The sequence below is a fragment of the Ruficoccus amylovorans genome, assembly GCF_014230085.1.
Classification (GTDB): domain Bacteria; phylum Verrucomicrobiota; class Verrucomicrobiia; order Opitutales; family Cerasicoccaceae; genus Ruficoccus; species Ruficoccus amylovorans.
In genome coordinates this window covers 175,368-201,700 of the sequence record NZ_JACHVB010000014.1, presented here as the reverse complement: position 1 = coordinate 201,700, position 26,333 = coordinate 175,368, and the positions used below count along the sequence as shown (strand labels likewise).

Here is a 26,333-nt window from a genome sequence, read left to right as displayed (position 1 = left end):
ATCCCCCCTTCATTCCGGCCATGCCCTTGACAAGACGCGGGCAGGCGGCTACTTATCGCAACAGCATTGCATCAAAGGCCCCCGATGTCGATTTCGACGCGGTGCGTTTGACACAATCATCTTCCGAACACTCTCACGCCATGACGTCACCCTCCGCCCCCTACGTTTCGTCGGACAACCCCAACCTGATCCCGCCCAGCGGCCCGAACTGGCGGCTCATCGGTGCGGTGATAGCCGCGTTGTGCATCATCGGAGCGACGATTTCGATTCCGGCCTACGAGGCCTGGCAATCCGCCGAGTCCGCCCACGCCGAACGCGGCAAAATGAACGGCGCGGTTTACACCGTCGAGGTCGATGGCGAACCGGTTAAAATCGAACTCGGCTGGGCCGGTAACCACCTGGCACTCCTGGCCGACCCCGAACTCCCCCCCGGCGCCGTGGTCACGGTAAAGGGTGACTTCGGCCCGGAAACGCTCCCCTGGAATGCGGAATACCAGTTCTTCGGCCCGACGCAGGCCGAGATGAATCCCTTCTCCCACCACAAGGTGAGCATACGCATCGAAAACGACGGCCAACTCCTGTGGTCCGGCAAACGCTGGGCCTGGGGCGTTCCCACCGGGCATCACCACCACTGACCGGTCCGGGGAAGCGCCACAAGACCGGTTGTCCGCGAAGTCACGCGAAGAGGCTCAACGGCTTTTTCCGAACTTCCCCGGATGAAGAGGAACAGAAGCTTGCGTGAGTTCGCGGGCAACCCCTTCATTCCGCCTTTCTTTTTGGGCAAACCGTCTGGGCCAAAGAACGTGAAAATTTGATTGGCGCAGCGCCCGGTTTACTCCGTGATCGTAGGGCCTCTCTTTTTCCTTTCCCGCCTTCGCCGTGAGCCCCGACCATCGACCCATGCGCCGCCTCCCTTTCCGAAAAACACGTAAAGTCCTTCTGCGGCTGGTCCTCGTTTTTGTGCTGCTGGCAGTGGTCGCCTTTGCCTCCTCGCCGTGGTGGCTGGGATGGGCGCTCGGGATGGCCCTGAAGGGCACCGGAGCCGGATTTGACCGCTACGAACGGGTCGGTTACAGCACTTTCCGTCTGAGCGAAATCCGCTATGCCGATCCGCAAGCCGGGCTGGAGGCCGACATCAGCACCCTGCAAACCGCTACCCCCCCGGCCCTGCTTTGGAAAAAACTCACCGGCGAGCCGACGGAGATCACCCTTGGCACCATCGAGGTCAGGCAGACCGAAGCCCAGCCCGCCGCCCAGCCGGCGCCTCCGCCCCCCGCCGCCGACGAGGAAATCCAGCCCGCCGCACTCGCCCGCCAGGCCTTTGACGCGCTGGAGCTGCTCGATGGCTGGCCGGTCGCAATCACGGTTGAAAAAGTCCTCTATACCTCCGGCGACCTGTCGGTGACAGCAGACAGCCCGCAGTACACTGAGGGCACATTCAGCACCGTGCTGGGCACCTCGCTGAGCGAGCAGCGGGCCGAACTGACCTTCAGCCGCGAGTCCGCGCAGGCACGCACGCTCAAGCTCGCGTTTTCCCCCGAACCCACCACGGTCGAAATCGGCATCGCCCTGCCCGCGCCGAGCGAGCTGGCCCTCACCGGGCAAATTGACTGGCGCGAACAGCCCGGCACCTTTGGTGCGAGCTGGCGCGGAAGCGGCCTCCTCCCCGCTGAGGCGACGTTCAGCGCCCGCGACTGGACGCTGCCCGAGGAGATACTCGCCCGCGAGGACCGCCAGGGCTACGCCGCCCCCCAAGCCTCCGCGCAAGCCGACTGGAACGGCCAGCGCTACACGCTCAGCCTCGACGCCACAGCCCGCCCCGAGCAGGACGGCCTCCCCCCGCTGACCGCCCGGATCGAGGCCGCCGGGGACCTGGAAGCTGTTTCGCTGGATAAAATCGCCGTCGAGGGCGGCTGGATCACGGCCCGGCTGGCCGAGCCGGTCACGGTGCCTTTTTCCGGGCTGAGCGACCTGCCCCCGGCCCGTTTCGAACTGGAGGCCGACCTTTCCAAGCAGAATTTTTTCCCCATCCGGGGCAAGCTCGACGCCTCGCTGGTGGCGGACGACCAGACCGACTCCGCCTATCCGCTGGTGACGGCCCGACTCGACGCCCGCGACCTCGCCTACGAGGACTACACGGCGGACACCGTCGAGGTCGAGGCCGTACTCGACTGGCCGCAGCTCACACTCGGCAGTTGCGCGGTCACGCTGCCGGAGGATTCCTCGCTCTCGCTCAGCGGCAGCTACGACCTCGAACAGGAACACCTCAGCGCGATCAAGGCTTCGCTCGTCATCAGCGGGGCGCTGGTCAGCCATTACGCGCCCGAGGCTCCGGCCTTCTCGGCCCTGAAGGCGGACTTCACCGCCGACGGCCCCCTCGCCCGCCCCCGCCACGAAGGCGACTTCACGCTGGAGCAGTTTGAATGGGCCGAAGACCGCGTGGACATTTCCCTGCACTGGCGCGGCGAACACGGCGCACTCGAAGTCCTGTCCGGTAAAGGCGGCGGCGAAGCGCTCGACTTTAACTGGGAGGGCAACGCCGATCTGAGCCCGGACAGCCAGCGGATCACCGTCAGCGAGGCCAGCCTGCGCCCCCGGAATTTTTCCGAACTTCGCCTTACCCAGCCCGTGACGCTCACCCACCTTGCCAGCGGTGAAATCACCCTGACCGAACTTTCCATCGCCGACACCGAGGGCAGCAGCGTGCAGGCTCAGGCGAACGTGAACTGGCCCGAGTCGGGGCAGCTCGACCTGGCCGTTTCCAATATAGGCCCGCACTGGCTCAAACTCCTGACCGACGCCAAGCTCCCCTTCCCCGCGCACTTAAGCCAGGTCCAGGCCGGGGTCCGGTGGGACAACAGCCCGCTCACCTACACCCTGACCGCGACGGCCACCGGCGAGCCGGAAAACCAGCAGCCCGTGACCCTCTCGCTCGACGTGGCCGGAGATGCCGACGGTGCCCGCATGAACCACCTGACCGCGCAGCAGGGCGAAACCGTGCTGGCCGAAGCCCGGGGCCACTTCCCGGTCGCGGTCGTTCCCGCCGCCGAGACGCTCGTCCAGTTCCGGGCCGAGGCCCCGGCGGATTTTCACCTCGCGGTCTCTCCGGGGCAAAGCAGCATCTGGGACTGGTTGCAAAAAGAGTACCAGCTCGTGCTCGATGAGCCGAGCCTGACCCTCGACGTGGAGGGCACCCTGGCCTCGCCCACGGGCAAGCTCAGCGCCCACCTGAAGCAATTCGACATCCCCGAAGGCAGCGAACTGCCCGACATCCCCGACGTGGACAACCTGCACGTGGAGGCCATGTTTGCCCCGGAGGAAATCACCGTCAACCAGCTCGGGCTGGACCTGGCAGGGCATCCGCTCACCGCCAACGGCCGACTCCCCATGACCGAAGAGGCCTGGCTCGCGTTGATCGAGGAAGGCCGGGAGCCGGACTTGACCGGAGCCACCGGCTCGCTGCGTTTCGAGTCGGTCCCGCTGAGCGCGTTCGCCGAGTTTTTACCCGACATCCTTCGCCCCAGCGGCACGATCAACCTGCGTGCCGAACTCAAGCCCGGCCTCGATTGGAGCGGCGAGCTTTCCGTCCAGGGCGTCGAAACCCTGCCCCTGCCACAGATCGGCTCCGTCTCGGAGATCCAGGCACAGCTTGCGATCGCCGGTCCCCGGCTGGAGATCACCCGTGCCTCCGCGCTGCTCGGCGGGCAGGAGCTGGCCATCACGGGCGAGATCGGCATCGAGTCGCCGGAGAACCCGCGCTTCGACCTCGCGATCAAGGGCGAGCAGATCCCCTTCGTACGCTCGCCGGGGTTGATCGTGCGCGGCAGCCCGGACCTCACCCTCCTGACGGATGCCGACGGCGTGACCACCCTCGGTGGCAAGGTCGTGCTCAACGAGAGCTTTTACACCATCGACCTGACCGCTCTCGGCCAGGGCGGCGGAGGCGGGGCCGCCGCCGCGCCGGACAAACGCTTCCCCTACTTCTCCATCGACGACGAGCCGATGGCCGACTGGCGGCTGCGCATCGAAGTCGAGGGCGACGGCTTCCTGCGCGTGCGCATCCCGGTCTTTGAGGGCATCCTCTCCGCCGACCTCAACATGCTCGGCACCCTGCGCGAGCCCCAGGCCATCGGCCAGGTCACGATCGACCAGGGCATTGTCATGTTCCCCTTTGCCAACCTCCGCATCGCCGAGGGCAGCAACATCACCATCCGCCAGGACCAGCCCTACGACCCCGTCATCGATATCACCGCCAATGGACGCGCCTACGGCTACGATCTGGTCATGCGCCTCACCGGTCGCCCCGACGACCCTCAGCTCACCTTTTCCTCCACCCCCGCGCTGGAGCAGGGCGACATCCTCCTGATGATCACCGCCGGACGCATGCCCGAGAGCGACCAGCGCTCCACTCAGAGCCGCTTGACCGGGCTGGGCGTCTTCGTCGGCAACACCATCCTCGTGGACATGGGCCTGATCGACCCGCTCGACGACCAGTTGCAGGTCTTCGTCGGCGAGGACGTCACCCTCACCGGCAAGGACACCATCCGCGTACTCTACCGCATCGACGACACCTGGTCGATTGTCGGCCAGTACGACCGCTTCGACGCCTACACCCTTGATTTGAAATGGACTGTTTACGAAGACTGACCCGCACGCTCGGCCTGCTGTGCCTGCTGAGCCTGCTCCCGGCCTCGCCGGGACGCGGGGCGGAACTGTTCGGCCTCATCGGCAACCCGAACGTGGACATCAACGGCTTCGGCTTCTTCGGGGACATCTCGCTCACCCGTTCGCTGGAGATCCTTGAGCCCGGCGAAGGCAAGCAGATCGAGTTCAACAGCATCTACGTCGAGGACTCGCTCTGGATTCTCTCCGGCGAGCTCAAGCGCCGCGGCTACCTCTACCCCGCCATCGAGGCCAGCCTCACCAACGCGGGCGAAACTGTCTGGCAAGGCCGCTGGGAGGAGGGAGACGTGGACCCGAAACTCCCGCCCCGCAAGGAGGGCGACGCCGTCGCCTTCAACATCGAGCCGGGCGTGCTCTTTTACTTCAGCACCATCCAGACCAACGGACTTCCCGACGAGATCACCCGCGATCCGCAAGGTTTCTTCTACGCCACGGACCGGCTTTACGTCTCCGAGGAAGACCGTTTTTTCTCCGCCGGACGACTGGCCACGGGAGTGGACTCGCTGGTACTGACGCTGCGTGGGCTCGGCTACCGCGACGTGAAAGCCGAGGGTAAAGTCATCGCCGAGGACCGTGAAACCGGTGCGGTCGATGTGCAGGTCGAGGTCAATCCCGGCCCCCTCTACTACGTGGAAAAGCTCACCCTCGACGCCCCTGCCGCCGGAGATGAAACCGCGCTGGAAGACACACTGCCCGAGGACCAGCGCCTCGACCCGTCCTGGCTCCAGCTCCAGGCGCAAAAACTTCGCAACCGCTACTACGCCAGCGGACACCCCGATGTTGTCATCACGCAGGAGGTCGAAGTCCTCAGCGACGAAGGCGACATCCGCCGCACACACGTCACGCTGAAGGCGGAGCCCGGCCCGGTCGTACGTATCGGCCAGATCAGCTTCAAGAACGCCGAGAGCGTCAATCGCGACCTGCTCGAACAACAGGCCAATCTTCACGAAGGCGAACTGCTCGACCGCTCCCAGGTCGAGGCCGGGCGCGAACGGCTGAGCCGGCTCGGTGTCTTCCGCACCATCCGCATCGACTACGAGGAGGCCGAAGACGGCACCTGGAACGTGATCTATGACGCCGACATGAAAAAGCAGACGGTGGTCAACCTCATCTTCGGCGTGGGCAGCTTCGACATCGTACGCGGGGGCTTTGAGGTTCTCCAGAACAACCTCTGGGGTCTGGCCCACCAGTCCCACCTCAGCGCCATCCAGTCCGTCCGCGCCACCTACGTGGACTATACCTACACGATCCCGCAGATTCTCGGCGAGGACCTGGACTTTTTCCTCTCCGCCAATTACCTGCGCCGCGAGGAAATCACCTTCGACCGCGAGGAGTATGGCGGCTCGGCCGGGCTCCAGCACTTCTTCAGCGACATCAACACCGCGGCCAGCATTCAGTTCAACTACGGTCAGGTCGAGGCCCGCAACTCGGATATCACCTCCCCGCCCGGCCCGACCAAGTCCCTCGTCTCCAGCATCACCCTCAAGGCCAACCGCAACGAACTCGACAACCCGCTTTTCCCGACAGACGGCTGGCAGGTCTTCGGTTCCTCCGAGTTCGCTTTCAAGCAACTCGGCGGGCAGGTCAATTTCCAGCGCATTGAAATCGGCGGCGCCTGGCACAAGCCGATTACCGACAGCGGGCTGGTCTTCCACGCCGGGTACAAGACCGGCGTGGTCACCTCCTTCGGCTCGGCCAGCGAAAATATCCCCGTGCCCAAGCGCTTTTTCCTCGGCGGCGAAAACACCGTGCGCGGCTACCGGCGCGACCAGGCCTCGCCGGTTAATTCGCTGGACCAGCAGATCGGCGCTGTCAGCTACATGCTCTGGCAAGTCGAATTCGAGCAGCGCCTGACCGAAATGATCTCTGTAGTGGTTTTCTGTGACACGGTTGGCAACGCCGCCGAAATCCAGGATTACCCCTTCAACGACGTGCTGGTCAGCGTCGGCGCGGGCATCTCGCTGCGCACCGTGGTCGGCCCCCTGCGCTTCGAGTACGGCCACAACGTCAAGCGCCGCCCCTTCGACCCCAAAGGCACCTTCCAGGTCGCCCTCGGCTTCCCCTTCTAGCGTCCTTTCGCTTTCAGTTTTTTGAGGGGTATGCGAGAGGGTGTTTTTTGAAAAAAAACACCCTCTCGCGCTCTCCCCAAAAAACGTTTGAGACGGAACTGCGTTCCTTCGCAAGAACGACAGCCTTCGACGTGTTGAGAGAAGCGGTATTGTGCCGTTTGGCAGTTGAAATGATAAAACCGGGAAGGACGGGAAGTGAAGACGGCGTGGCATGCCTCCCGACCGACTTCGCGTTCTTTCCGGCCTTCCTGTTAAATCCCTGATTTTAGAAGGTGGCCTTAGCTGCGGCCTTCGTCCGCATCCATGAAGGCGAAGATCGTGTCGATGTCGTCACGGTCCGCGAAGCCGCCTTCCTCCTTGAACTCCTTCAGGCGCTCGGAGGCGAAATCGCGCCAGCCGACTTTTTGCAGGTAATTGTTCCAGATCATGAGATCGCTCGTGTCCAGTTTTCGGCCCTCGTCAAAGCACCACTGGAGGATCTCCTCGTCGGTACCGCCAGCCAGTACGCGCTCGGTCAGCGTAGGATAATCCACACGCAGGAAGCCACAGCAAAGAGCATCGAAGCCCTCCCCCATACGCGGCACGAAATCTTCCCGTAGTTCGCCGGAAGCTTTTTTACGGATTTTGTCGAGCATGCGGGCAAAGTACATCATGCCCTCGGTTTCAAGATTAGGTGCAAGGGGAACGCTTTTCATTTTCACCTATAGATAATTGCCTTAGCCGAAATCGCAACCCCCCAACCGTAAATCAACGGGTGAAGACGATCAGCAGCACTCCCAGGGCTATCACACCGGCCAATTGGGCCGATTCAGGAACAACGACCCACTGCCCGATGGTCGCGCTGGGTCAGGCTGCCCCAGTTGTTGCTGAAGCTGTTGAAGCCCGCACCAGACTCGAACGGCCTCACCAGAAGATCACGTAGAGTGCGACCGTCGCGATGAGGACGATGACCCCGGCGAATTTCGCCCCCTTGGAGTCTTTCAGCTCGATCTGGTCGTTCACGGGCATGGACACCGGCTCGCGCATCGGACGGATGACTGTCAGGATCAGCCCGGCCAGCAGCACGATAAAGAAACAGATCGCCATGCGGTCGAGGAAGGCGATCTGGTCGGCGTACCACCAGCCGTGCTTGGCAATCCACGGACCGAGGAAGGACTTCAGCGCGCCGTAGGCCACGATGTTGATCCCGATGCCCACCGCCCCGAAGTAACGCGGCGTGCGCGGCGAGAAGAACCCAAGGATGAAGACCGCCAGAATACCGGGCGAGATAAAGCCCTGAAACTCCTGAATGAAGGCGAAGATGCTGGTGAAATTGTTCAGCAGCGGAGCTACAATCGCCGCCAGGATGACAAAGATCACGACGAAGATACGACCGACCTTGACCAGCTTTTGCGGCGATTTCTCTCCGCTGAACTTCGCGTACAGGTCCATCGTCGCGATGGTCGAGGCAGAGTTGAGCATCGAGGCCAGCGAGCTGATAACAGCCCCGGCCAGCGCCGCGAGGATAAACCACGAGACCAGCGGGTATGGCTTGATCAGATTACGCACGAGCACAGGGAAGGCGGCGTCGTAGTCGCAGCCCTTCATCGTCCCGGCCAATTCACCGCCAAGGGCCACGCGCTCGGAGGCCAGGCCGTTGATCGCGGCGGCCAGCTCAAAGGGAGGCATGTCGCTTTTTAAAATGGCAGTCGAGTCCCCCGAGGCGGCGGCGTTATGCGAGTACAGTTCCATCGCCACCTCCGGCTTGAGGCGCACGAATTCCGGATCGACCTGCACCACCTGATGCGGCTGGAGCGAGGCGATGAGCGCATCGTTCTGCTGCATCGCACCGGCGTGCAGGTCCTCCCGAAACAAATTGTAGGCCAGTATCCCCGGGATCACCACGAGAAACGGGATAAGCAACTTCAGGCTCGCGGCGAAGATAATCCCCTTCTGCCCCTCGGCCAACGATTTCGAGCCGAGCGTGCGCTGCACGATGTACTGGTTCAGCCCCCAGTAGAAAAAGTTCGGGATCCACAGGCCGATGATGAGAGCCGTCCAGGGCAGGTCGGAATCCTCCTTGGGCCGGACCATGTGGACCTTGCCGCCAGTGCCGTTGGGGCCGTTCTTGGCCACCGCTTCGCCCTCGACGCCGTCGTTGAGCAGCATAAAGCGCTCCCAGGCATTGGCGTCGCGCAGATCCTCCACCGTGGCTGCCGAGTTCTCCATCTTGGTCTGCACGAGCTCCTCGGGGTTGCGCTCGGAAAGCTCGCCAAAAGCCAGCACCATCACGATTACACCGCCCAGGATGAGCGCCCCGCCCCAGATGAGGTCCGTCCAGGCGCAGGCTTTCAGACCGCCAACGAAGACATAGACCGCCGCAAAGATCGCGATGATCCAACAGACCGCGGTCAGGTTGTTCAGGACAGGAACGGTGTTGTAGTACTCGGAGACGAATTTACCGCCCGAGAAAATCACCGACGAGGTGGTGACAAAGACTAGCGTCACCACGGCCGGGATAGCCATGGACAAACGGGCCACACCGTCGAAGCGGTACTGGAGAAACTCCGGAATCGTGTACAGGCCTGAACGCAAAAAGCGCGGCAGGAACCAGAAAGCGACAAAGACCAGGGTGATCGCCGCCATCCACTCGTAGGAGGCGATGGCCATGCCCAGCCAGTTGGCGGAGGAACCGGACATCCCCACGAACTGCTCTGTGGAGATATTGGCCGCAATGAGCGAGAAGCCGACCAGCCACCAGGTCAGACCGCGGCCGGCCAGAAAGTAGTCCGCCGCGCCATTCTCGCCTTGGGTATTTTCGTCTCGGCTTTTCCAGATCCCCAAGCCAATGACGCTGGTAATCGCAATAACAAACAGGGCAACCTCGAGAATATTCATATGTATTTTCTATTAAAAATAACCCGCCCATCAGCCCTTGCCTTTGAGTCCCTTGAAAAGAGCCTGGTCAGTGTAAATCCGGTAATCCTTCACCTTGCCCGGGTTGGCACCGTTGCGCGGCAGGTAGCGAAGTGCGCGGATGGTCTGGACTTCGCCCAGATCGATCACGATCTGGTGCGGGAAGGGTGTCTCGCCCTCGTCCCCGGCGTAGCGGGTGTGCCAATACGTGACGGGCTGGTTGTCGATGATATTCGAGGCCGGTGAAGGCTCGGCAATGATCTCCTCGCTGTCGGCGTAAATGACCTTCCAGCCGTCGCGGTCCAGCCACTTACCCTCCCCGTCGATCAGGTGGATCTCGGCGATGGCGGCGTGGTTGTCGTTCGAATAGGAGTTGAGCGCCTCGATACAAACATAGCGGGCCTGCACCTCGCGCCCGAAGTCAACCGTCTCGGCCACATCGCCGTTGGCGAAGGCACCCTCGGCCACCAGTTGTTTCGGGGAGAGCCGGAGCGTCTCACCGGGCTTGCGCGAGTAGGCCAGCGATTTGTCAACCTTGAGTGCGTAGATCGGCTCGGTCACGCCGCTTATAGTGGTCTTGCCGGTCGGCTCGATGTCCATGACGATGATTTCGTTCTCGCCCTTGCGCATCCACGGCCCGGGCAGGTAGAGCGTCTTTTGCGGGCCGATGTCCCAGAAGCGTCCGAGGTTGACCCCGTTCACCCAGACCATGCCCTTGCCCCAGCCGCTCATGTCGAGCAGCGTGTCGGCGGGCTGATCGACCTCGAAGGTGCCGCGGAAGAAAACAGGCAGTACGCTGTCGCCCACCGGCACCGGACCGAACTCCAGTGAGGCCACGTCGGCCAGTTCCAGCGGCACCGGATAGATGTCCCAGCCCGTGACCTTCTCGCCGTCGAGCGTGACCTCGCCCAGGCCCTTTCGGTCCTGCATCATCTCACGCGAGTAGTTCAGGTAGCCCATATTCTCAAGCAGGACTTCCAGCTCGGCCTTCCCGGCGGGAAGCTCCAGCATCGTGCTGTCCTGACGCATCCGGCGGTCAAGCGTGGCCACGCGCTGATCGTTGACAATGACGATGGCACGGTCCTTGAGCGCGCTGAAGGCGAGCTTGTATTTCCCGGCTCGGGGGATGTCGATCGTGGTGCGGAAAAGCGTCAGCCCCTGCGTCTGCCCGATGGATTCGAGCGTGGGCAACTCCTCCACATGGAGCGGGGGCGGCATCAACTGCTGGAAGGCGGCCTGCTCCCGCAAATCGAAAGCCGGGATGGCCATGCGGGGCAGCGGCTCGGGCGCGTCGGGGATCTCGTAGCCCTCGGGGAGGTACTTGGAAATCGTGTCGCGGAAGGTGTAAAACTTTTCGGTGATGCCGCCGAGCTCATCAATGGGCGCGTCGTAATCGTAGCTGGTGGTGTCAGCGCTGTACTGGCCGGAAGACCAGTTGGCCCCGGAGTTGAAGCCGAAGTTCGTCCCGCCGTGGAGCATGTACACGTTGAAGGACACGCCATTGTCGAGCATCCAGTCGATCTCCTTGATAAAGGGGGCCAGCGCCTTGGTGTGGTGCTTAGCGCCCCAGTGGTCGAACCAGCCGACCCAGTACTCGCCGCACATCATCGGCATGCCGGGGTATTTTTCCTCGAAAAAGCCGAAGGCCTTGTCCGCGCTGCCGCCGAAGTTCATCGTCGTGTAAACCCCGTCAATGTCAGCAGTTGAAATGGTTTCCTCCACAGGCCAGTCGCAGCGGATGAACATGGTGTCGAACCCGCCTTCGCGCAGCAGGTCGTAGATGGCCTGGTTGTAGGCGATGTCATCGGCGTTGCCGGGGCGACCGAACTGCCCGTACTCGTTCTCGACCTGCACCTGAATGATCGGTCCGCCGTGCGTGACCTGCAGGTCTTTCAACTGCTCGCCGACCGCCTTGAAGTAGCGCCCGGTCGCCTCCAGGAAGCGAGGGTCGTTTGTGCGGATATCCAGGTCCGGCTCGGCCAGGAGCCACGGCGGGATGCCGCCCAGCGTCCACTCCGCGCAGACATAGGGACCCGGACGCACGATGACCCACATGCCCTCTTCCTGGCAGACGCGGACGAACTCCGCGATGTCGAGGTTGCCGCTGAAGTCGAACTCGCCCGGCTTTTTCTCGTGCGCGTTCCAGAAGATATAGGTGCCAATGCAGTTGAAGCCCATCGCCTTGGCCTTGCGGATACGGTCGCGCCAATACTCGCGAGGCACACGGGCGTAGTGCACCGAACCCGAAATGATGACCGCTGGTTCACCGTCAAAGGTGAAGCTCCCCTCGCCCGCCCCGAAAACCGGCTGCGCCTGGCCGGGCGGATTCGCCCGCGGGGGCAGGGGCAGGGTGCGGTTCGTCTCATCGGACGCAGCACCACAGCGTAGCGCGGCCATAGTCAGCAGACACAAAAGGGGCAGGGTTTTCTGCATGTTTCAAACTCTAGTTGTTTCTCACCATTTGGGAGGAAAGCGTGGGCGAAGACACAATCGTAATAATGCTCTTGGCGGGCATTTTAATCGTGCCACTGTCGATCTTGACCGGGGCCATATTCTCTGTGGCAGTCGTGCGATAACCGGCAACCGTTGTCGCTCCGGAGGTTGCCGGACGACCCTTTACATTAAGGTTCACGTCCTGCTTCTCTTCGCTGAAGTTGATCAGGACCATCACCAGCTCGCCCAATTTCTCATCGTAAAAAGCCGAGGCCATAACCGTCTGAAGCTGCTCGTTGACGGACTCCTCCGAACTCACGCCAATGCGCTGCATACCGGGCCGGACGAAGCGGCTGTACTGCCCGAGAGCCCAGAGAAGCTTGGTCGCGCGGAAGCTCTCCTCCCCGTCGCGACTGGAGACGATAAGCGCGAAGCGCGGCACGCGGAACATGTCCGGCTCGGTCGAGGACCACCACTGCCAGGCGCTCGCCTCGGCGATGGTGAAGTCGGCGTGGATGACCCGGGCCAGCAGCAGCGCGGCCCGCATCTCGTCCACCGAGTCGCGGGGGACCTCGGCCGAGTAGCGGTCGCCCAGCAGGCTGTACTCGGTCTGCCACAGGATGAGCGAATCTTTGCAATCCTCAATCGCCGTCCTCAAATCACGCCGTGTACGTACAATGGCGTTGACGCTCTGATCGGAAAAATAAGCGTGCCCGGCGACAATCTTGCTCACCGCGGCGAGGTTGCCCACGTAGTCGGGGCTGTCCTTGTCCCAGAAGGCGGCGAGTTGGTCGCTGGCCGCGGCGGACTCCTTGCCCTCGCGGTACTTGACCAGCGCGTCGTAGCTGGCCGACTCGGGGATCAGCAGCCGGGTCGAAACGCCTTTGTCCTGATAAACCTTGTCCGTCAGGCGAAGCAGTTGCGCGATCTGGGAGTTGGTCCAGGGCGTGCCCTCCTGCTTCGCCTTGCCGGGGACATCGAGCCAGGAGTGCTGCGGCTCGTTGACCGGGCTGATGTACTCAAAGGGCAGTCCGATCCGCTGGTAGTACGCCGCCACCTCGGCCAGAAACGACGCGTAGTCGCCGTAGTGCTCCGGCTTGAGATTGGAGGTAAAGGTCTCCTCGGTCTTGAAGGAGTAGCCATTCTCCGTGAAATAAACCGGCGGAGAGTTCAGGTATCCGATGGTGGTCGCGATGCCGTACTCCTCGCACTTGCGCCGCCAGTAAGTGGTGCCAATCCCCTGCCCTTCCCAATCGTAGGAGCCGTCCGGACGCAGGAAGCAATCCGTGCGTCGCCAGACGCGGCTGATGCCGCTCTCGTCGCCGCTGGCTCCGGCTCCGATCTGCATGCGAAAGGATGAAAGCCCGATCCCCTTCGGCTGCCCCTTGTCGTCAAGCTCTTGGCTGAAAAGTAGATCCGCGATTTGATCGACAACGCTCTGGTCCCACTCACGGGCGATGTAATCGCCGTGCATGCCGGTCGAAGAGCCGATATTGTCGATCATCTGGAGCCGTTGACCGAAGTCCACAGTCACGTTGATCGCTTCGCTATGGGCGTTGCTTCCGAGCACCAGGCCGATGAGCCAGGCGCTAATGCTGACAATCCGCAGCTTCATTTCTCTACGTAATTCGGATTGGCCGACATCATCTGAGCGCCGACTTCCTCGCGCCACACGCGCAAGTCGTTTAGCAGCTCCTGAGTTTTTTCAGGCATCTTGTCGGCGAGATTTTTCGTCTCGGACGGGTCTATCTCCAGGTCGTACAGCTCAAGCTTTCCGTCCTCGAAGTACTCGATCAGCTTGTAGTTGTCCTTGCGGACGGCACCGGCCGGATTGGTGATGTGGTAATGCGGGTAGTGCCAGTAAATCTCCTCACGGTCCAGTTCCTCACCCTTGCTCCACATCGAAAGCAGGCTGACTCCATCGACATCGGCGGGCGATTTTTCCGGGGCTCCTGCAATGTCCAAAAAAGTCGGCAACAGGTCCGTGCTGGTAACGATCTCGTCGCTGACGGTGCCAGCGCCCGCACCATCGGGCATGCGCACGATCATCGGCACGCGAATGCCGCCCTCGTAGAGAGTGGCCTTACCGGCGCGCATGGGGGCGTTGCTGGTCAGCTTTTCCAGTCCGCCGTTGTCGGAGTAGAAAATCACGATGGTGTTGCCGGCCTTGCCCGACTTTTCCAGACCTTCCAGCAGCAGGCCGATGCTGTCGTCCATCGCCTCAACCATAGCCGCGTAGCGGGTGTTCTGCTGCTTGTTCTCCGGAGTAACAAGCGCGTCGTATTTCTTTTTGACATCGTTGTTAAAACGCACCGGCGTGTGCACGGTGTAGTGGGAAACGCAGACAAAGAACGGCTTGTCGCCGGTGTGGTTAATGAAGTCGAGTGCCTGTTCGGTGAGCTGGAAAACGCCCTTGGGGTCGTTCTGGCTCTTGCCTTCGTTCAGGGCCCAGTCCTGCTCACCCGCATCGAACCCGAAGTCCTGCGTGGCCCCGTGCAGGTGCCACTTCCCGAACCACGCGGTGGCGTAGCCCTGCTCGCGCAGCAGGTTGCCGATGGTCTTCTCCGTCTTGGGAAGGGACTTTTGCCAGTCGGGGACGAGCAGCTTGGTGTTCTCGTGCTTGTGGCCGGGAATCCAGTCCGTCAGGTGAAGCCGGGCCGGGTGCTTGCCGGTCACGATGGAGGCCCGGGTCGGCGAGCAGATCGGAGCCGCAGTGTAGGCGTTGGTGAAGCGGATGCTCTCCTGGGCGAAGGCATCGACGTTGGGCGTCTGATACAGGTCGCTCCCGTAGCAGGTCAGGTCGGCGTAGCCCAGGTCATCGACCAGGATCATCAGGATGTTTGGCGGTGCCTTTGCCGCGCCCGTTGTTTCCGCCTTTCCGGCTTGGGCAAAGGGCAGAAAAAGTACCTGACTCGCCAGTAGTCCCGTTAACAGTCGTAAAGTTTTCACAGAATAAAGTGGATTATGCCTGAATGGGAACGAAGCATCCTCGCGTATTCGCCGCAGCCGTTTCAGCCGCAGGCGGTAAGAGAAATCTACTTGGATAACGCGAGAAAAGCATCGAGCCAAAAGTCAGGCGAAGTTCTGAAGATAGGTATAACAGCAAATCCCTGACGGGTCTAGTCACGCGATAACGTGACGCCCACCGATTTGCCCCGGTAGCGGGGGGCGCAACACCCCATGCAGGACATTCACTGCCAACAGCTTTCACCATTTATAATCAGGATGGAAATTTAGCGTTATCGAGCTACTTGCTCAACCCTGGCCAAGGCTGCACTCGAAAGCCGGTACCCATTTGTAAATGTTCTTGCCGGGAACGAAGCGTGACGGGCGCGACCAGTCTTCGCGCAGGGCTCCGTTCGAGATCGCCCAGTCCGGCACTTCCTTGATGTCCTCGTCGATCCCACGCTCCCGGGGGCGATAGGCGTAACGCAGGGTCATGTCCTTGCCTTCGGGAGCCTTGTCGAGTGTAACCGTCACCTCGCGCGGCCCGGAGATGTCCGCCGACTCGATCTTCGCGCCATTGGTGACACCGTTTAGCGTAAAACCTTTGACCGAAGCCTTGATCGGAAATTCCGACTCGTCGAAGACGAGCGGGTTTTGGCTCTTGAAGGACAGGCGGATCGTTGCGCCGTCCAGCACGGCATTTTCCAGCCGGGCCGGTTCAAAGGCCTTGCCCTGGTAAATCTGCGAAATCGCGTAGCCCAGCAGTTCGCCATACATGGCCTTGCCCTGATTCGTCCAGTGAATGTTGTCAAAAATCGGGTACGGGTAGCGCGGTCCGATCAGGTAAATATTGTCCGACTCATCCGCGGCCTGCTGGAGCACGAGGCGGTTCGGCCAATTCCCGCCGGAGCCGCCGCCCGTCGTCCCGCCCGCCTGGTCGAGCAGCCACACCACCGGGATATTGAGCGGAGCCAGGTCGGCCTCCACATCGGCCATAAAGGCCCGCATCTGCGCCAGATAGACCTCGCCCGGCAGCCCCCTATCCGCCTCCTGGTGCGTGAACGGGATATAAATGACCTGCACCGGCATCCCGTCGGCCTGCGCCAGAGCAACCATTTCCTTGATCGAATTGACCAGATTCAGGTAGGACTGAGTTTTGACCCCATCCTTGGTGTGCAGGCCGTAGGAATTGTCCCGTCCGACCTCGCCGAGAAACGGCTGCCCACCCTTGGCCTCCGAACGCACAAGCACAGCCGGGGCGCCCTCGCCCTGCCACAGTTCAATGAAGGTCAAGCCTGCCGGGAGTACTACGCTCTGCACGTAGAAGCTGGATTTATCGTCCACCGCGGGGACCAGGGCCGCCATCGGGGCACTGGGCGCCTTCCCCATCAAGCCCCGCGTGCCCTTCCCGTCCTCAGGCATGAAGACCGGCACGCCCGGACTGAGTTGATCGCCTCCGATCAGGCTCCCCCCGGCGGGAGTGATACCGGCGTTGGACTGCCCGTAGTGCATAATCAATACAGAGCTGGTCGGGGTCTCCGCACCAGGCGCGGTTGTCGCAACCGCGCACAGCAGTGCGGCCAAGGATAGTATCTGACGATTCATGTTTTTATAAAAAAACTGTTTCCGGTAGAAGTTACTACTTTAGATCGAAGAGCGTTCCCAAATCCGCGGATTCACCGGCACCCAAAGCGATCTCAATCCGTTGGCCAGCGTAGTTAACCACGCCGGGATTGCCCAACCGTGAACGGATACTCCCGCCCGTCAGTTTTCCCCCTTGCCACTCCATCCTGACCTCGAAGCCGCCCCGCGCGACCAGTCCGCTCACGCGTCCATCGCCCCAGGCTTCCGGTAAGGCGGGCAGCAGGTCGATCTCGCCAGTGTGGCTCTGCAGCAGCATCTCCGTCAGCGCGAGTGTATAGCCGAAGTTGCCGTCGATCTGGAACAAGTCGGGCGGGTAAATCGCCAACATGTCGGGGAAGAGATTGTTTTGCAAAAATCGCACCAACGCCCCGTAAGCTTTGTCGCCCATGCCGAAGCGCGCATAGAGCGCATTCACCCAGCCCGCGCTCCAGCCGGTCTTACCAGCGCCGCCGGGCTTGCTCACCCGGTAGTCCACACTGCGTACGGCAGCCTCAACCAATTCGGGCGCGTTCAGGCGGTGGTACTGGTTGCCGGGGCAAAACGCGAAAAGCTGCGAGAGGTGACGGTGCCCGGGCACGCGCTCCTCGAGCTCGGCGGACCACTCCATCACGCGCCCATCCTCGCCGATCTGCACCGGATCGGCCAGACGCGTGAGCGCGTCGCGGACTTCGTCCTCCAGTGGCTGCTCGGTGACAGTCAATATTTTCAGTGCCTCCAGATAGTCCGTAAAAACCTGCCAGGTGATCTGCTGATTCATCGCGCAGCCCATGTCGATGGCGGCACGCTCCCCGTCATCGAGAAGGAAAAAGTTTTCCGGCGAAACATCCGGCCCGCTGACCAGCTTGCCCGTCTGCGGGTTTTCCACCAGCCAGTCCAGACAAAACAGCGCTGCCTCTCGCAAAAGCGGTAGTCCGCGCTCACGCAGGAAGGTCTTGTCCTCAGTGAAGCGGTAATGCTCCATCACATGCTGCGTTCCCCAGGCTCCGCCCATCGTCCACAGTGCGTAGGGCGCACTCCCGGTCGGAACGACCGTGAAGTATCCGCCTGTGGCGTGCGGCACGCAGAAGCCACGCACCCCGAACATCTCCGAGGCGACCCGCTTGCCGTGCGGCACCAGCCCCTCCAGCAGGTCAAAGTACGGCAGATGGCACTCGGAGAGGTTGGCCGTCTCGGCCATCCAGTAGTTCATCTGGACATTGATATTGTAGTGGTAATCCGAATACCAGGGTGGCGAAATCCGGTCGTTCCAGAGCCCTTGCAGGTTGGCCGGCATGCTGCCGGGCCGCGACGAGCAAATGAGCAGGTAGCGGCCAAACTGATAGACCTGACTGGCCAGCAGCGGCGAGGGGTCGGACTTCTTCGCGGCGGCGATCAGTTCATCCGTAGGGACATCGTTATTGAGATCATGCCCGAGACGCAAGTCCACCCGCCCGAAAAGTTCTCCGTGATCCTTGCGCGCCTGCGCCTGGAGCGACTCCGCCCCTTCGTCGTGCACGTCGGCGAGCAGTTTTTCGCAGGCCGCAGCCAAATCAATATCAAGCGGCTGATACGGCTCGGTCTGATTGTAATCGGTCGCTCCTACGATAAAAAGCGTCAGCTCGCGGAGGCCGCGCACATGGATAACTCCGTCGGCGGACGTGATCTCCCCACCGGTCCCGACCGCCTGCACCATCGACTGAAAGCGAACCCCGTACTCGTTCATATTCTCGGCCTGGCCGATAATCGAAATAGTGTCGTTGCTCACGCTGACCGGCGAGTAGTTGTCCCGGTTGGCATCGCGAGAGAGCGTGAAGCTCCCGGTAATATCGCCCTCGCCTTCCGCGCTCATGCGAATCACGAGGATGTTCTTCCCACTCGCGGCGAAAACCTCCCGGTGGTACAGCGTGCCCGCCACCCGGTACTGTGTGCTGACCACGCCCGTACCCATGTCTAGCTGATTGCGGTACTGCCCCACCCCGCCGCTGACATCGACATCATAAGTGCTCTCCAGTGTAGCGAAAGGTTGATACGATCCCCATTGATAGCCTTTGATGAGCACGTCGTTTTTGATAAGCTCGTCGGCCTCGGCGTACTTCCCGGCAAAGATCAGGCGGCGCACTTCCTCAATCGCCGCCGTGCGGTCGGGCAACCGGTCCTCGTAAGTCATACCCTCCGGGTACTTGGGCTTCGACCAGATCGTGTCGTGGTTAAACTGCAAGACATCACGCGTAATGCCGCCAAACACCATGCCGCCGAAGCTCCCGTTTCCGATGGGCAGGGCCTCGATCCACTTGCTCGCAGGCTGGCGGTACCAGAGCACATTCAGACTCCCGGGGGCCGACGCCGGTTCTGTAAAAACCGTCCCTTCCGGCACCGGTTCACAGACGGTCACGGGCGCTTTCGAAGGCTTGGGGGCGGCGGAGCTTGGCAATGCGCCCGACAGGCACGCAATGGCTAGTCCCAGGGACAATGGGGCTGAAAGACGCGGACGAAATATAGCAACGTTCATTTTGAGGTCAGGGGTGTGACTCGCGAATGTTCTGCGCTGTGGTTGATGGAGCCAGTAGCAGCCGGGCTTGACGGATGGGAGAAGCAAGCGCCGGGAGACAGAGCGTTCCGTCTCCCGGCGCCGCGGGTTAAATGGACTGTTTGTCGCTCGGACGCTGGTAGCGAAGCTGCTTCGACCAGTTAAGCTCTTCCGACAGGCGGATGTCGCGGCTGGAGGCCCCGATGTCGATGGTGAACTTGCCCGGTTCGACGAGCCAGTTCTTGCCGTCCACATCGTAGTAGGCCAGCGCCACCGGATTGAGCCGGAACTCGACTTCCTCGCTCTGGCCGGGCTTCAACTCAATCCGCGCGAAAGCTTTCAGTTCGCGGATGGGCCGCTCAACTGAGGCGTCACGGTCGCCCACGTAAAGCTGGACGACTTCGGCCCCGGCGCGATCGCCGGAGTTGCGAATCTTAGCGGTCACGACGATCTCGTCGCCCTCGGTTTTCACCTTCAGATCCTCATAGGCGAAGGTCGTGTAGCTCAGGCCGTGGCCGAAGGGATAGCGCACGTCCAGGCCCTTTTCATCGTACCATCGGTAGCCGATGAAAACGCCCTCCTTGTACTCGACGGGCGGGCACTCCGGCAGCGAGCGGTCCACGTCGTTCTCCTTGCGTTGGGTCCACGTCGCCCCCTCGGGAATGTAGCCGTAGGCGGGGGAATCCTCGAATTTAAGCTCGATCGAGTAAGGCAGGCGGCCGGAGGGATTAAGCTCGCCGGTGATGACTTCCGCGATGGCGGTGCCACCGTATTGGCCCGGGTAGTACGCCCAGACGACGGCGGCGGCCTTGCTGTCCCATTCCATCTCCAGTCCCGAGCCAGAGTTGACCACGACAACCGTGCGCGGATTCAGATCCACGCAACGCTGGACCAGCGCTTCCTGTTCCTCTTCAAGTTTCGGATAATAATCAATGCCCTCCTTGGTCTGAAGGTCCACGCAAACGACGATGGACTCGGCATCCTTGAGCTGGGCGTCGGTGACTTTCTTCCAGTTCTCGACATACTCGACCTTGTCCTTACCCAGCAGGCGCTGAAGCTCGGGAGCGATGTTGGCATGGTCGTAGCCCTTGACCCAGCCGGAGCCGCCACCGCTGTAGCAGGTGTTGCCAGCCGAGGGGCCGAGCACGAGCACGTCACCATCGGACTTGAGCGGGAGCACGCCGTCGTTCTTGAGCAGGGTCACCGCCTGGCGGGCGGTTGCGAGCGAGACCGCTTCCCACTCGGAGCGGTCGGCGGCTAACTCGGGGGACTTCTGGGCACGGTCGTAGATGCCACGGCGGAAGAGAGTCGTCAGGATACGCTGTGAAATGGCGTCGAGGTCACCCTGTGTCTCTGGTGTAATAGCCTCGGAGAAGACTGTCATGTCGCGCATGACCGGCATCGACATGTCCAGGCCGCTGACAAGCGCCTGGTCACTGAACCACGAAGCGCCCCAGTCGGACATAATCAGCCCTTCAAAACCGATGTCGCCGCGCAGGAGTCCGTTCAGCGCGATCGGGCCGCAGCTGACTTTCTCGCCGTTGAGCCAGTTGTAGGAGCCCATGATGGAATCGACATCGCCGTTATGAACCACGTCGTACCAGGGCAGCATGTAGAGCTCGTGCAGCGTGCGGTCGTCGATGATGACGTCCGTGTCGTGGCGGCGCCACTCGTTATTGTTGCAGATAAAGTGTTTGGCCACGGCCATGACACCTTCCTCCTGCATACCCTGGATGTAGGAAGTGGCCATCGCACCGGCGAGCACCGGGTCTTCGCCCATGTACTCAAAGTTGCGGCCATTACTGGAGGTGCGGTACAGGTTGAAGCCCGGTCCGAGCAGGATGTCCACGCCCAACTGGCGGCATTCCAGGCCGAGGGCCTGGCCGTAATCGCGCGCCAGATCGGTGTTCCAGGTGGCCGCGAGTGCGACTGAGCAGGGATACGAGATGCTGCCCGGCTCCGGCGCATCGATGAACTTCGACAGCAGGTGAATCCCCGCTGAAGCGTCGGCCATGAAAACTTCCCGCAGGCCAAAGCGTTTCAGTTCGCGCACGTAGCGGTTGTTATAGCCGCCGGCCATCTGGAATTTCTCGTAGTCCGTCATCATGGAGACGACGTTGGCGGCGCGTTCTTCGGGCGACAGACCGGTGTCGCGGTACGGCGCATCCTGCGGGATGGCGGGAATGGCAGCCACCGCCGGATCGCGTAAATCACGCCCGTTTACCTTCAGCTCAGAAAGCCCCTGGCGGTTGCCCTTCGTCTTTACGCGCAGGTGCGCGGCCTTCATCGGCTTTTTTATCTTGGCCGTCTCTCCAGTGAGGGACTTGTTGCCCTTGCCCTTCCAGACTTCCACCCACTCCTGACCGTCAGCGGAAAGCTCCAGCTTGTAATCGCAGTTATTGAGACCGCTTTGCCACATCAGCTCGACCGTCTCGACTAACTGCGGCTCGGACAGATCAAACTGGATCCAGTTCTCCTGCGAATAATCCGCAGGGCTCCACGGCAGAGCCGCATCCCCGTCGGCAGCAAGAAAAGCAGGTGTCTGCGGCAACTCTGACGAGGCCTTGACCTTGACCTCCAGCGGCGCCGCAACCAAGGCACTTCCCAGCATCATCGCGCCAGTGACCGCACCGCAGATTTTCCATCGCCATGACGCACCGGGCGAGCGCATGTGCTGAGCATTATACATCTTAATTTTCTTCGTCATTATAATTATTTTTGATATTTCAAGGACTAATTAAATAGCTAAAAACACTGGCATGATCGACGGACAGGCTACGGCAACGGATTATCCGAGCCGATACGCTCCGGAATTCCCACAAAGCGTATACTGCCCTCCCGACCGCGCAGATCCGGAAGAAGCAGGTAGAGGAACCTGAGTTGCGGGGAATAGTAGAGCTTCCCCTCGAAGACCCGGCGCGCTTTTCCTTCTTTGGTCACAGAGACCATGAACGTCTCTTGATACCCCTCCTCCCGCTGGCTCGGGCTGAAATCGGAAAAACCGTGCGCGGGGATGTTCAGCGTCTCTTTCGACATTTTTACCGCGACTTGATAAGGGCTGAAATTGATAAAGCGGCATTGGCCCGGACCAAAGCCCTTCAAATCATCAGGGATCGGCGAGACCTTGTACTTACCCCCCTCATCCCGCTGAAAAATGAAAAGCCAACGCTGAACTCCCGGCCGTACATGCACACTGGAGATTTCTTCGCGCAAAGGGTTCCCCTCGGCATCCACACCGGCCAACTGGCGGAATAACACAATCTTCTCCGGCCCGGCGTAGGAAATAACCCTTCCACGCCCCGTCGTGTACGCGCCAAATGTCTCGACCGTGTCCCCGCCCGTGACAACCGAAATATCGGGCACGGAGCCACCGATAGACAGGACGGTAAACCTGGTCTTTACCGCGGGCTCTTGCGCGGTAACGACATGCGCGAAGCTGAGCAGAAACAGAATAAATAGCAGGCTGGAGATTCTCATGGAGGGTATGTAGTCAGACATCTTCCTTGTTCAACCAGCGAAACTCGACGATCTCGAAACGGCGCCCGAGCCTTCCGGATACCGGCCCGTTCTGCGGCTCCCAATAGTCGGCATCATCGGGTCCGGAACCGGTCACCGAAGCCGCCGGAGCGGGCACGCGCTGGACAATCGCTTCACACCAGGCCTGCGCCTTGACCCGGTTTGTCAACGGGTCAACAAAGTTTCCGTAAGCACGAATGCGGAAGGTATCACTGCGCACGCTCATCGCCGACCCCAGGCTGGTCAGCAGGTCGCCTTGCAGGATGTAACCGGGGGCCATGGCCGAAGCCGAACGCGAGTCGGCATCGCCCGATTTTATGGCATCGGGGTTGGGAAAATTCGCGCTGCTCAAATCACTGCGACTGACACGGGTGATGGCGTTGTTAAAAGAATCGTTCAGACCGGACTTGTCGATGGCCGCCTGCAAAAGGCCGCAGGAGTGGTAATCCTCGTTCGTCAGGGAACGGTTGACGAAATCCGCCAACGACAGGTACGGCCGCCCTCCGTTGACCTCGTCGGCGCGCAGCTTGAGCTCTTCGACGATGCACTCGGCCAGCGTGCGTATCTGAGCGTCGGTCAGGTGACGGAAACCGGCCCAGGCTTCGTCGCTCTCGTCATTACCCCCCGTGTAGGCCGACTCCAGCGGCTGGGAAAGACGCGAGATCGGCGTGCGTTCGTCATCAGTGGTCGGGCTGTTCGTCGTCCTGCCGTACACGGACATCCCGCGTGCCGACGAAAGCACCGCAACCCACGCCTCGACCGAAGCCGAGTTCACGTTGAAAGCGCCTTCAACCATGAGGTTTTCCGCGGATCGACGGTAACCGCCGGAGCGCGGCGCGCCGTTCGCGTCGAAGAGCTTGTCGCGCACGTCGGCCAAGTCCTCCTGCCGATCCACCAACAGAGACATCCGGCGATTGGGCAAGCTGCCCGTGGCGAAATTCCCACTATAGTCAGGGTTGAAAGCCGCGTCAAAGGAATCACCTGGCGTATCCGAACTGGCATCGTAGTCGTCCGCCGAGGCGTTATAGGGCACCGAATACGAAGAGAAAAAGTAGCGGTCCCAGAGGGCCTCATTGGAGAGGTAGCTCAGGTCATAGAATAGACGGCTTCGATTGTTCCAATTATTGAAAGTCGTCACCGTCTGATCCCAGGGGATGTAAGGCGAGGCAAAGGAATTACCAATCGCCATCGCGGGCATGTAGCCGACAGTGGTGATGTTGGCGTTCTGGAACTTGCCCAGCGACAGCGGGGGCGAAGTGGGAAGGTCGATTAAAACGACATTGTCCTGGCCACTCGCTTCGTTTGAGGTTCCCCAACGGCCTGGATTGGTCGAAGACATGTTCCCCTGTAGCGACTCGACACGGATCTGCCGATCAGGAGTGAAGATAGGAAACCCGGTCCCGGTTTCGGGCATCATATTTGGCCCGTAATTCATCGCGCCTGTCGGGTTTGTAAGGACAAAGGGCGGATAGGGATAGTCCGTCCCACTCGGTTTAATAAATAGCTCCGTGCGGTAAAGGTTCCAAGGACTCGCCGCAGTGTAATTCGCCAAGTCATTCGCTCCAAAATCGACGCCATCCGTGGTGCTTCCCCACCCACTCGGAAGCGTAAACGCCCCCATCTGAACGTAGTCCAGCAGGGCCATCTTTTGCTGAATATCCTTTTTATCCGTAATCACAGGCAGGCCGGTGGAGCTCATTCCGTTCCCGAAAATCGAGTATTGAATCGACGAACCACTGTCAGCGACAAGAGGTGTAAAAGTCACACTGTAGGCTGCAGCACCATCAGGAACATGAATAAGGCCTACCTCCTTCTGCCTGGAGTTGGACCAGTCGGGATGCGTATTGGACGGGGTATTCCATGTCGTAACCCCGTTCATGTTTTTCCTCCCGCTTCGGTATTTCAACTCACCGGGCTCGAAGGTGTCGGAAATGGCCAAGACAGAATCCACCAGCACGCGGTGTTCGCTCGGGGTGGTTACATTGCCGTCCCCATCCGTGACTTCCACCTCCGCGCCAATGCGCATGATCTGCCCCGTTGACATCCATGTCTCGGGCATAACAAGACGAACGTTATACGGGTTATGAAATACCGCTGTCGTTGCATCCTGAATGTACAAGACGTAGGGGTATGTATTGGTACTATCCTTATGCTTGACGAAATACAGAGAGATGTCCTCGATATAACGATTCAGGTAAGGCCAATAGGAACCACGTGTCATAGTAGGAGTGACACGGTTCTGGCTCAGCGTATCGCCTTCGTTACCTTGCGTCGCAAGGTTGACCGAGTACCCGTTGAGCGTCCCCCCCGCACCACTTCCTCGCCCCCATAGACCGACCGGATGCACCGTAGGAACCCAGTTATCCACTGTTGTGGGGATGAGCGAAACACCAGCACCAAGTATATCCAGCAGACTCGGAAAAGCGTCCTGGGCCGTGAGGGTCGGGTTGTTCATCGGGGTCTGGACCCGGTGGTAGAGGCGGTAATAATCCCGCAGCAGGCTCCAGGATGGGCCGAGCGCCCCACCCTTCACAAAGAGCGGCTGAGTCATCAGGCTGTTGTTGCCGAAGCCATACACGCTGATCGGGTAGTCCCCGCCCGCGCCGAATTCCGAGCTGTTGAAGTCGCTGTCGGACATTTCAAAAGCCAACGAAAGGTCGTCCTTGAGGCCGCCGTTACGGGCATCGGCCAGCACTCCCCGGCTCCAGTAAGTCAGGTCGTGAAAACGCTTGTCGATCTTGTCCTCAGCCCCCGTGATACCCTGCCTGGAGGCGGCGATCTTGAGTTGTCCCTCGCCATGAATACGGTCTGCGAGGCCCGTGGAGTAGATATCTAAATGACTGAAGTCCCCCTCGCTGACCCCGCGAATATCTCCGTGATCGGATTGGTTGAGTGCGAGGATTGAGGCCTGCTTCTTCGCCTTTGCGTCCTCGTAGGCACTCAGGTTTTTCGTGGACAGGTTGACCCTGGCCTTCACACCCTCATCACCAATCCACCAGGCATAGTAGCCGGTGGTCGTGTCGTTCTCCTCCACGGTACTGCGCGAAAGATCAACCACCACGGCCTGCGCAAGGTCATCTGGGCGGCCATTGGAGTCGGCGTCCTCAAGGCTTCCGGCCCCCAGCAGCACGACCGAATTATTCGCACCGATAGCCGGGGCGGGCACCTGGTTATAATTCAGGCTGGCGGCGCCGGTCGCAGTCACTGCGTCCGAAGCAAGCCAGCGCACAAGATCGCCTTCGCCGTAATTGGTTCCGTGCACACTGCTGCCGTTCGGGTCGCTCACCCAGACACCGGTCGTGTTGGCTTTATTGGGAGCGGTGTTGGGTAAAAGCCCCGCGGTGGCCGAAACGCGTTGGTCGGGGCCGAGCACGACCTGAAGCTCTCCCAAAGCCTGCCGCAGGCCGAAGAGCGCATTCTGACGAGCGATCACACTCTCCCGGGCCAACCCCGCCGAGGCAGTCTCCATCCGAACGAGCGAAACAAGCGTAATCGACAGCAGCAGCACAAAACCCATCAAGGTCAATGCCACCACCAGCGCGAATCCTGCCTCGTCTCTGCGTTTCAAGTTCATATGCCGGATGGTTTAAAAGTGTTGTCGCTAAGCTGAGCCTTTCGACCGTTCGTTTGCTTTGTCCGAA

General features: G+C 61.0%; 13 protein-coding genes. 3 read left to right on the top strand and 10 right to left on the bottom strand.

Annotated features, from left to right (window positions below):
- The first annotated feature begins 20 nt into the window (after positions 1-20).
- The 3 genes from H5P28_RS05340 to H5P28_RS05330 all read left to right on the top strand — a co-directional run bounded on the left by H5P28_RS05340 (position 21) and on the right by H5P28_RS05330 (position 6,752).
- Complete coding sequence (locus H5P28_RS05340) at positions 21-635, top strand: hypothetical protein (RefSeq protein WP_185674683.1); 615 nt, start codon at positions 21-23, stop codon at positions 633-635.
- Between the two features lie 265 nt (positions 636-900).
- Positions 901-4,647 carry a translocation/assembly module TamB domain-containing protein gene (locus tag H5P28_RS05335; protein WP_185674682.1) on the top strand — a complete coding sequence of 1,249 codons (3,747 nt, stop codon included), beginning with the start codon at positions 901-903 and terminating at the stop codon, positions 4,645-4,647.
- Positions 4,626-6,752, top strand: coding sequence for a BamA/OMP85 family outer membrane protein (locus H5P28_RS05330; protein WP_185674681.1), 2,127 nt, complete (start codon positions 4,626-4,628; stop codon positions 6,750-6,752). Before H5P28_RS05335 ends, H5P28_RS05330 begins: the two co-directional genes overlap by 22 nt.
- 278 nt (positions 6,753-7,030) lie before the next feature.
- Here the strand turns inward: H5P28_RS05330 and H5P28_RS05325 are convergent, their stop codons facing one another.
- The 10 genes from H5P28_RS05325 to H5P28_RS05275 form a co-directional block, all read right to left on the bottom strand.
- Positions 7,031-7,447 (bottom strand): DUF5069 domain-containing protein, encoded by a 417-nt coding sequence (locus tag H5P28_RS05325; RefSeq protein WP_185674680.1) that lies wholly within the window; start codon positions 7,445-7,447, stop codon positions 7,031-7,033.
- Positions 7,448-7,655: 208 nt separating this feature from the next.
- A complete protein-coding gene (locus H5P28_RS19560; RefSeq protein ID WP_221773362.1) occupies positions 7,656-9,629 on the bottom strand; it encodes a sodium:solute symporter family transporter in 1,974 nt (657 codons plus the stop codon).
- Positions 9,630-9,659: 30 nt separating this feature from the next.
- The gene (locus H5P28_RS05310) at positions 9,660-12,080 is read right to left on the bottom strand and encodes a beta-galactosidase (protein WP_185674679.1); all 2,421 of its coding nucleotides are present in this window, start codon (positions 12,078-12,080) and stop codon (positions 9,660-9,662) included.
- A gap of 10 nt (positions 12,081-12,090) precedes the next feature.
- Positions 12,091-13,695, bottom strand: coding sequence for a glycoside hydrolase (locus tag H5P28_RS05305; protein WP_185674678.1), 1,605 nt, complete (start codon positions 13,693-13,695; stop codon positions 12,091-12,093).
- On the bottom strand, positions 13,692-14,912 hold the full coding sequence (locus H5P28_RS05300; protein ID WP_185674677.1) for a sulfatase: 1,221 nt from the start codon (positions 14,910-14,912) through the stop codon (positions 13,692-13,694). Before H5P28_RS05300 ends, H5P28_RS05305 begins: the two co-directional genes overlap by 4 nt.
- A 423-nt stretch (positions 14,913-15,335) precedes the next feature.
- Positions 15,336-16,631, bottom strand: coding sequence for a hypothetical protein (locus tag H5P28_RS05295; protein ID WP_185674676.1), 1,296 nt, complete (start codon positions 16,629-16,631; stop codon positions 15,336-15,338).
- A 34-nt stretch (positions 16,632-16,665) separates the two neighbouring features.
- Positions 16,666-19,041, bottom strand: coding sequence for a glycosyl hydrolase family 95 catalytic domain-containing protein (locus tag H5P28_RS05290; RefSeq protein WP_185674675.1), 2,376 nt, complete (start codon positions 19,039-19,041; stop codon positions 16,666-16,668).
- 244 nt (positions 19,042-19,285) lie between these two features.
- A complete protein-coding gene (locus H5P28_RS05285) occupies positions 19,286-21,883 on the bottom strand; it encodes a glycoside hydrolase family 3 C-terminal domain-containing protein (RefSeq protein ID WP_185674674.1) in 2,598 nt (865 codons plus the stop codon).
- Positions 21,884-21,951: 68 nt separating this feature from the next.
- Positions 21,952-22,539 (bottom strand): hypothetical protein, encoded by a 588-nt coding sequence (locus tag H5P28_RS05280; protein ID WP_185674673.1) that lies wholly within the window; start codon positions 22,537-22,539, stop codon positions 21,952-21,954.
- A gap of 127 nt (positions 22,540-22,666) precedes the next feature.
- Complete coding sequence (locus H5P28_RS05275) at positions 22,667-26,266, bottom strand: pilus assembly PilX family protein (protein ID WP_185674672.1); 3,600 nt, start codon at positions 26,264-26,266, stop codon at positions 22,667-22,669.
- Between the last annotated feature and the right edge of the window lie 67 nt (positions 26,267-26,333).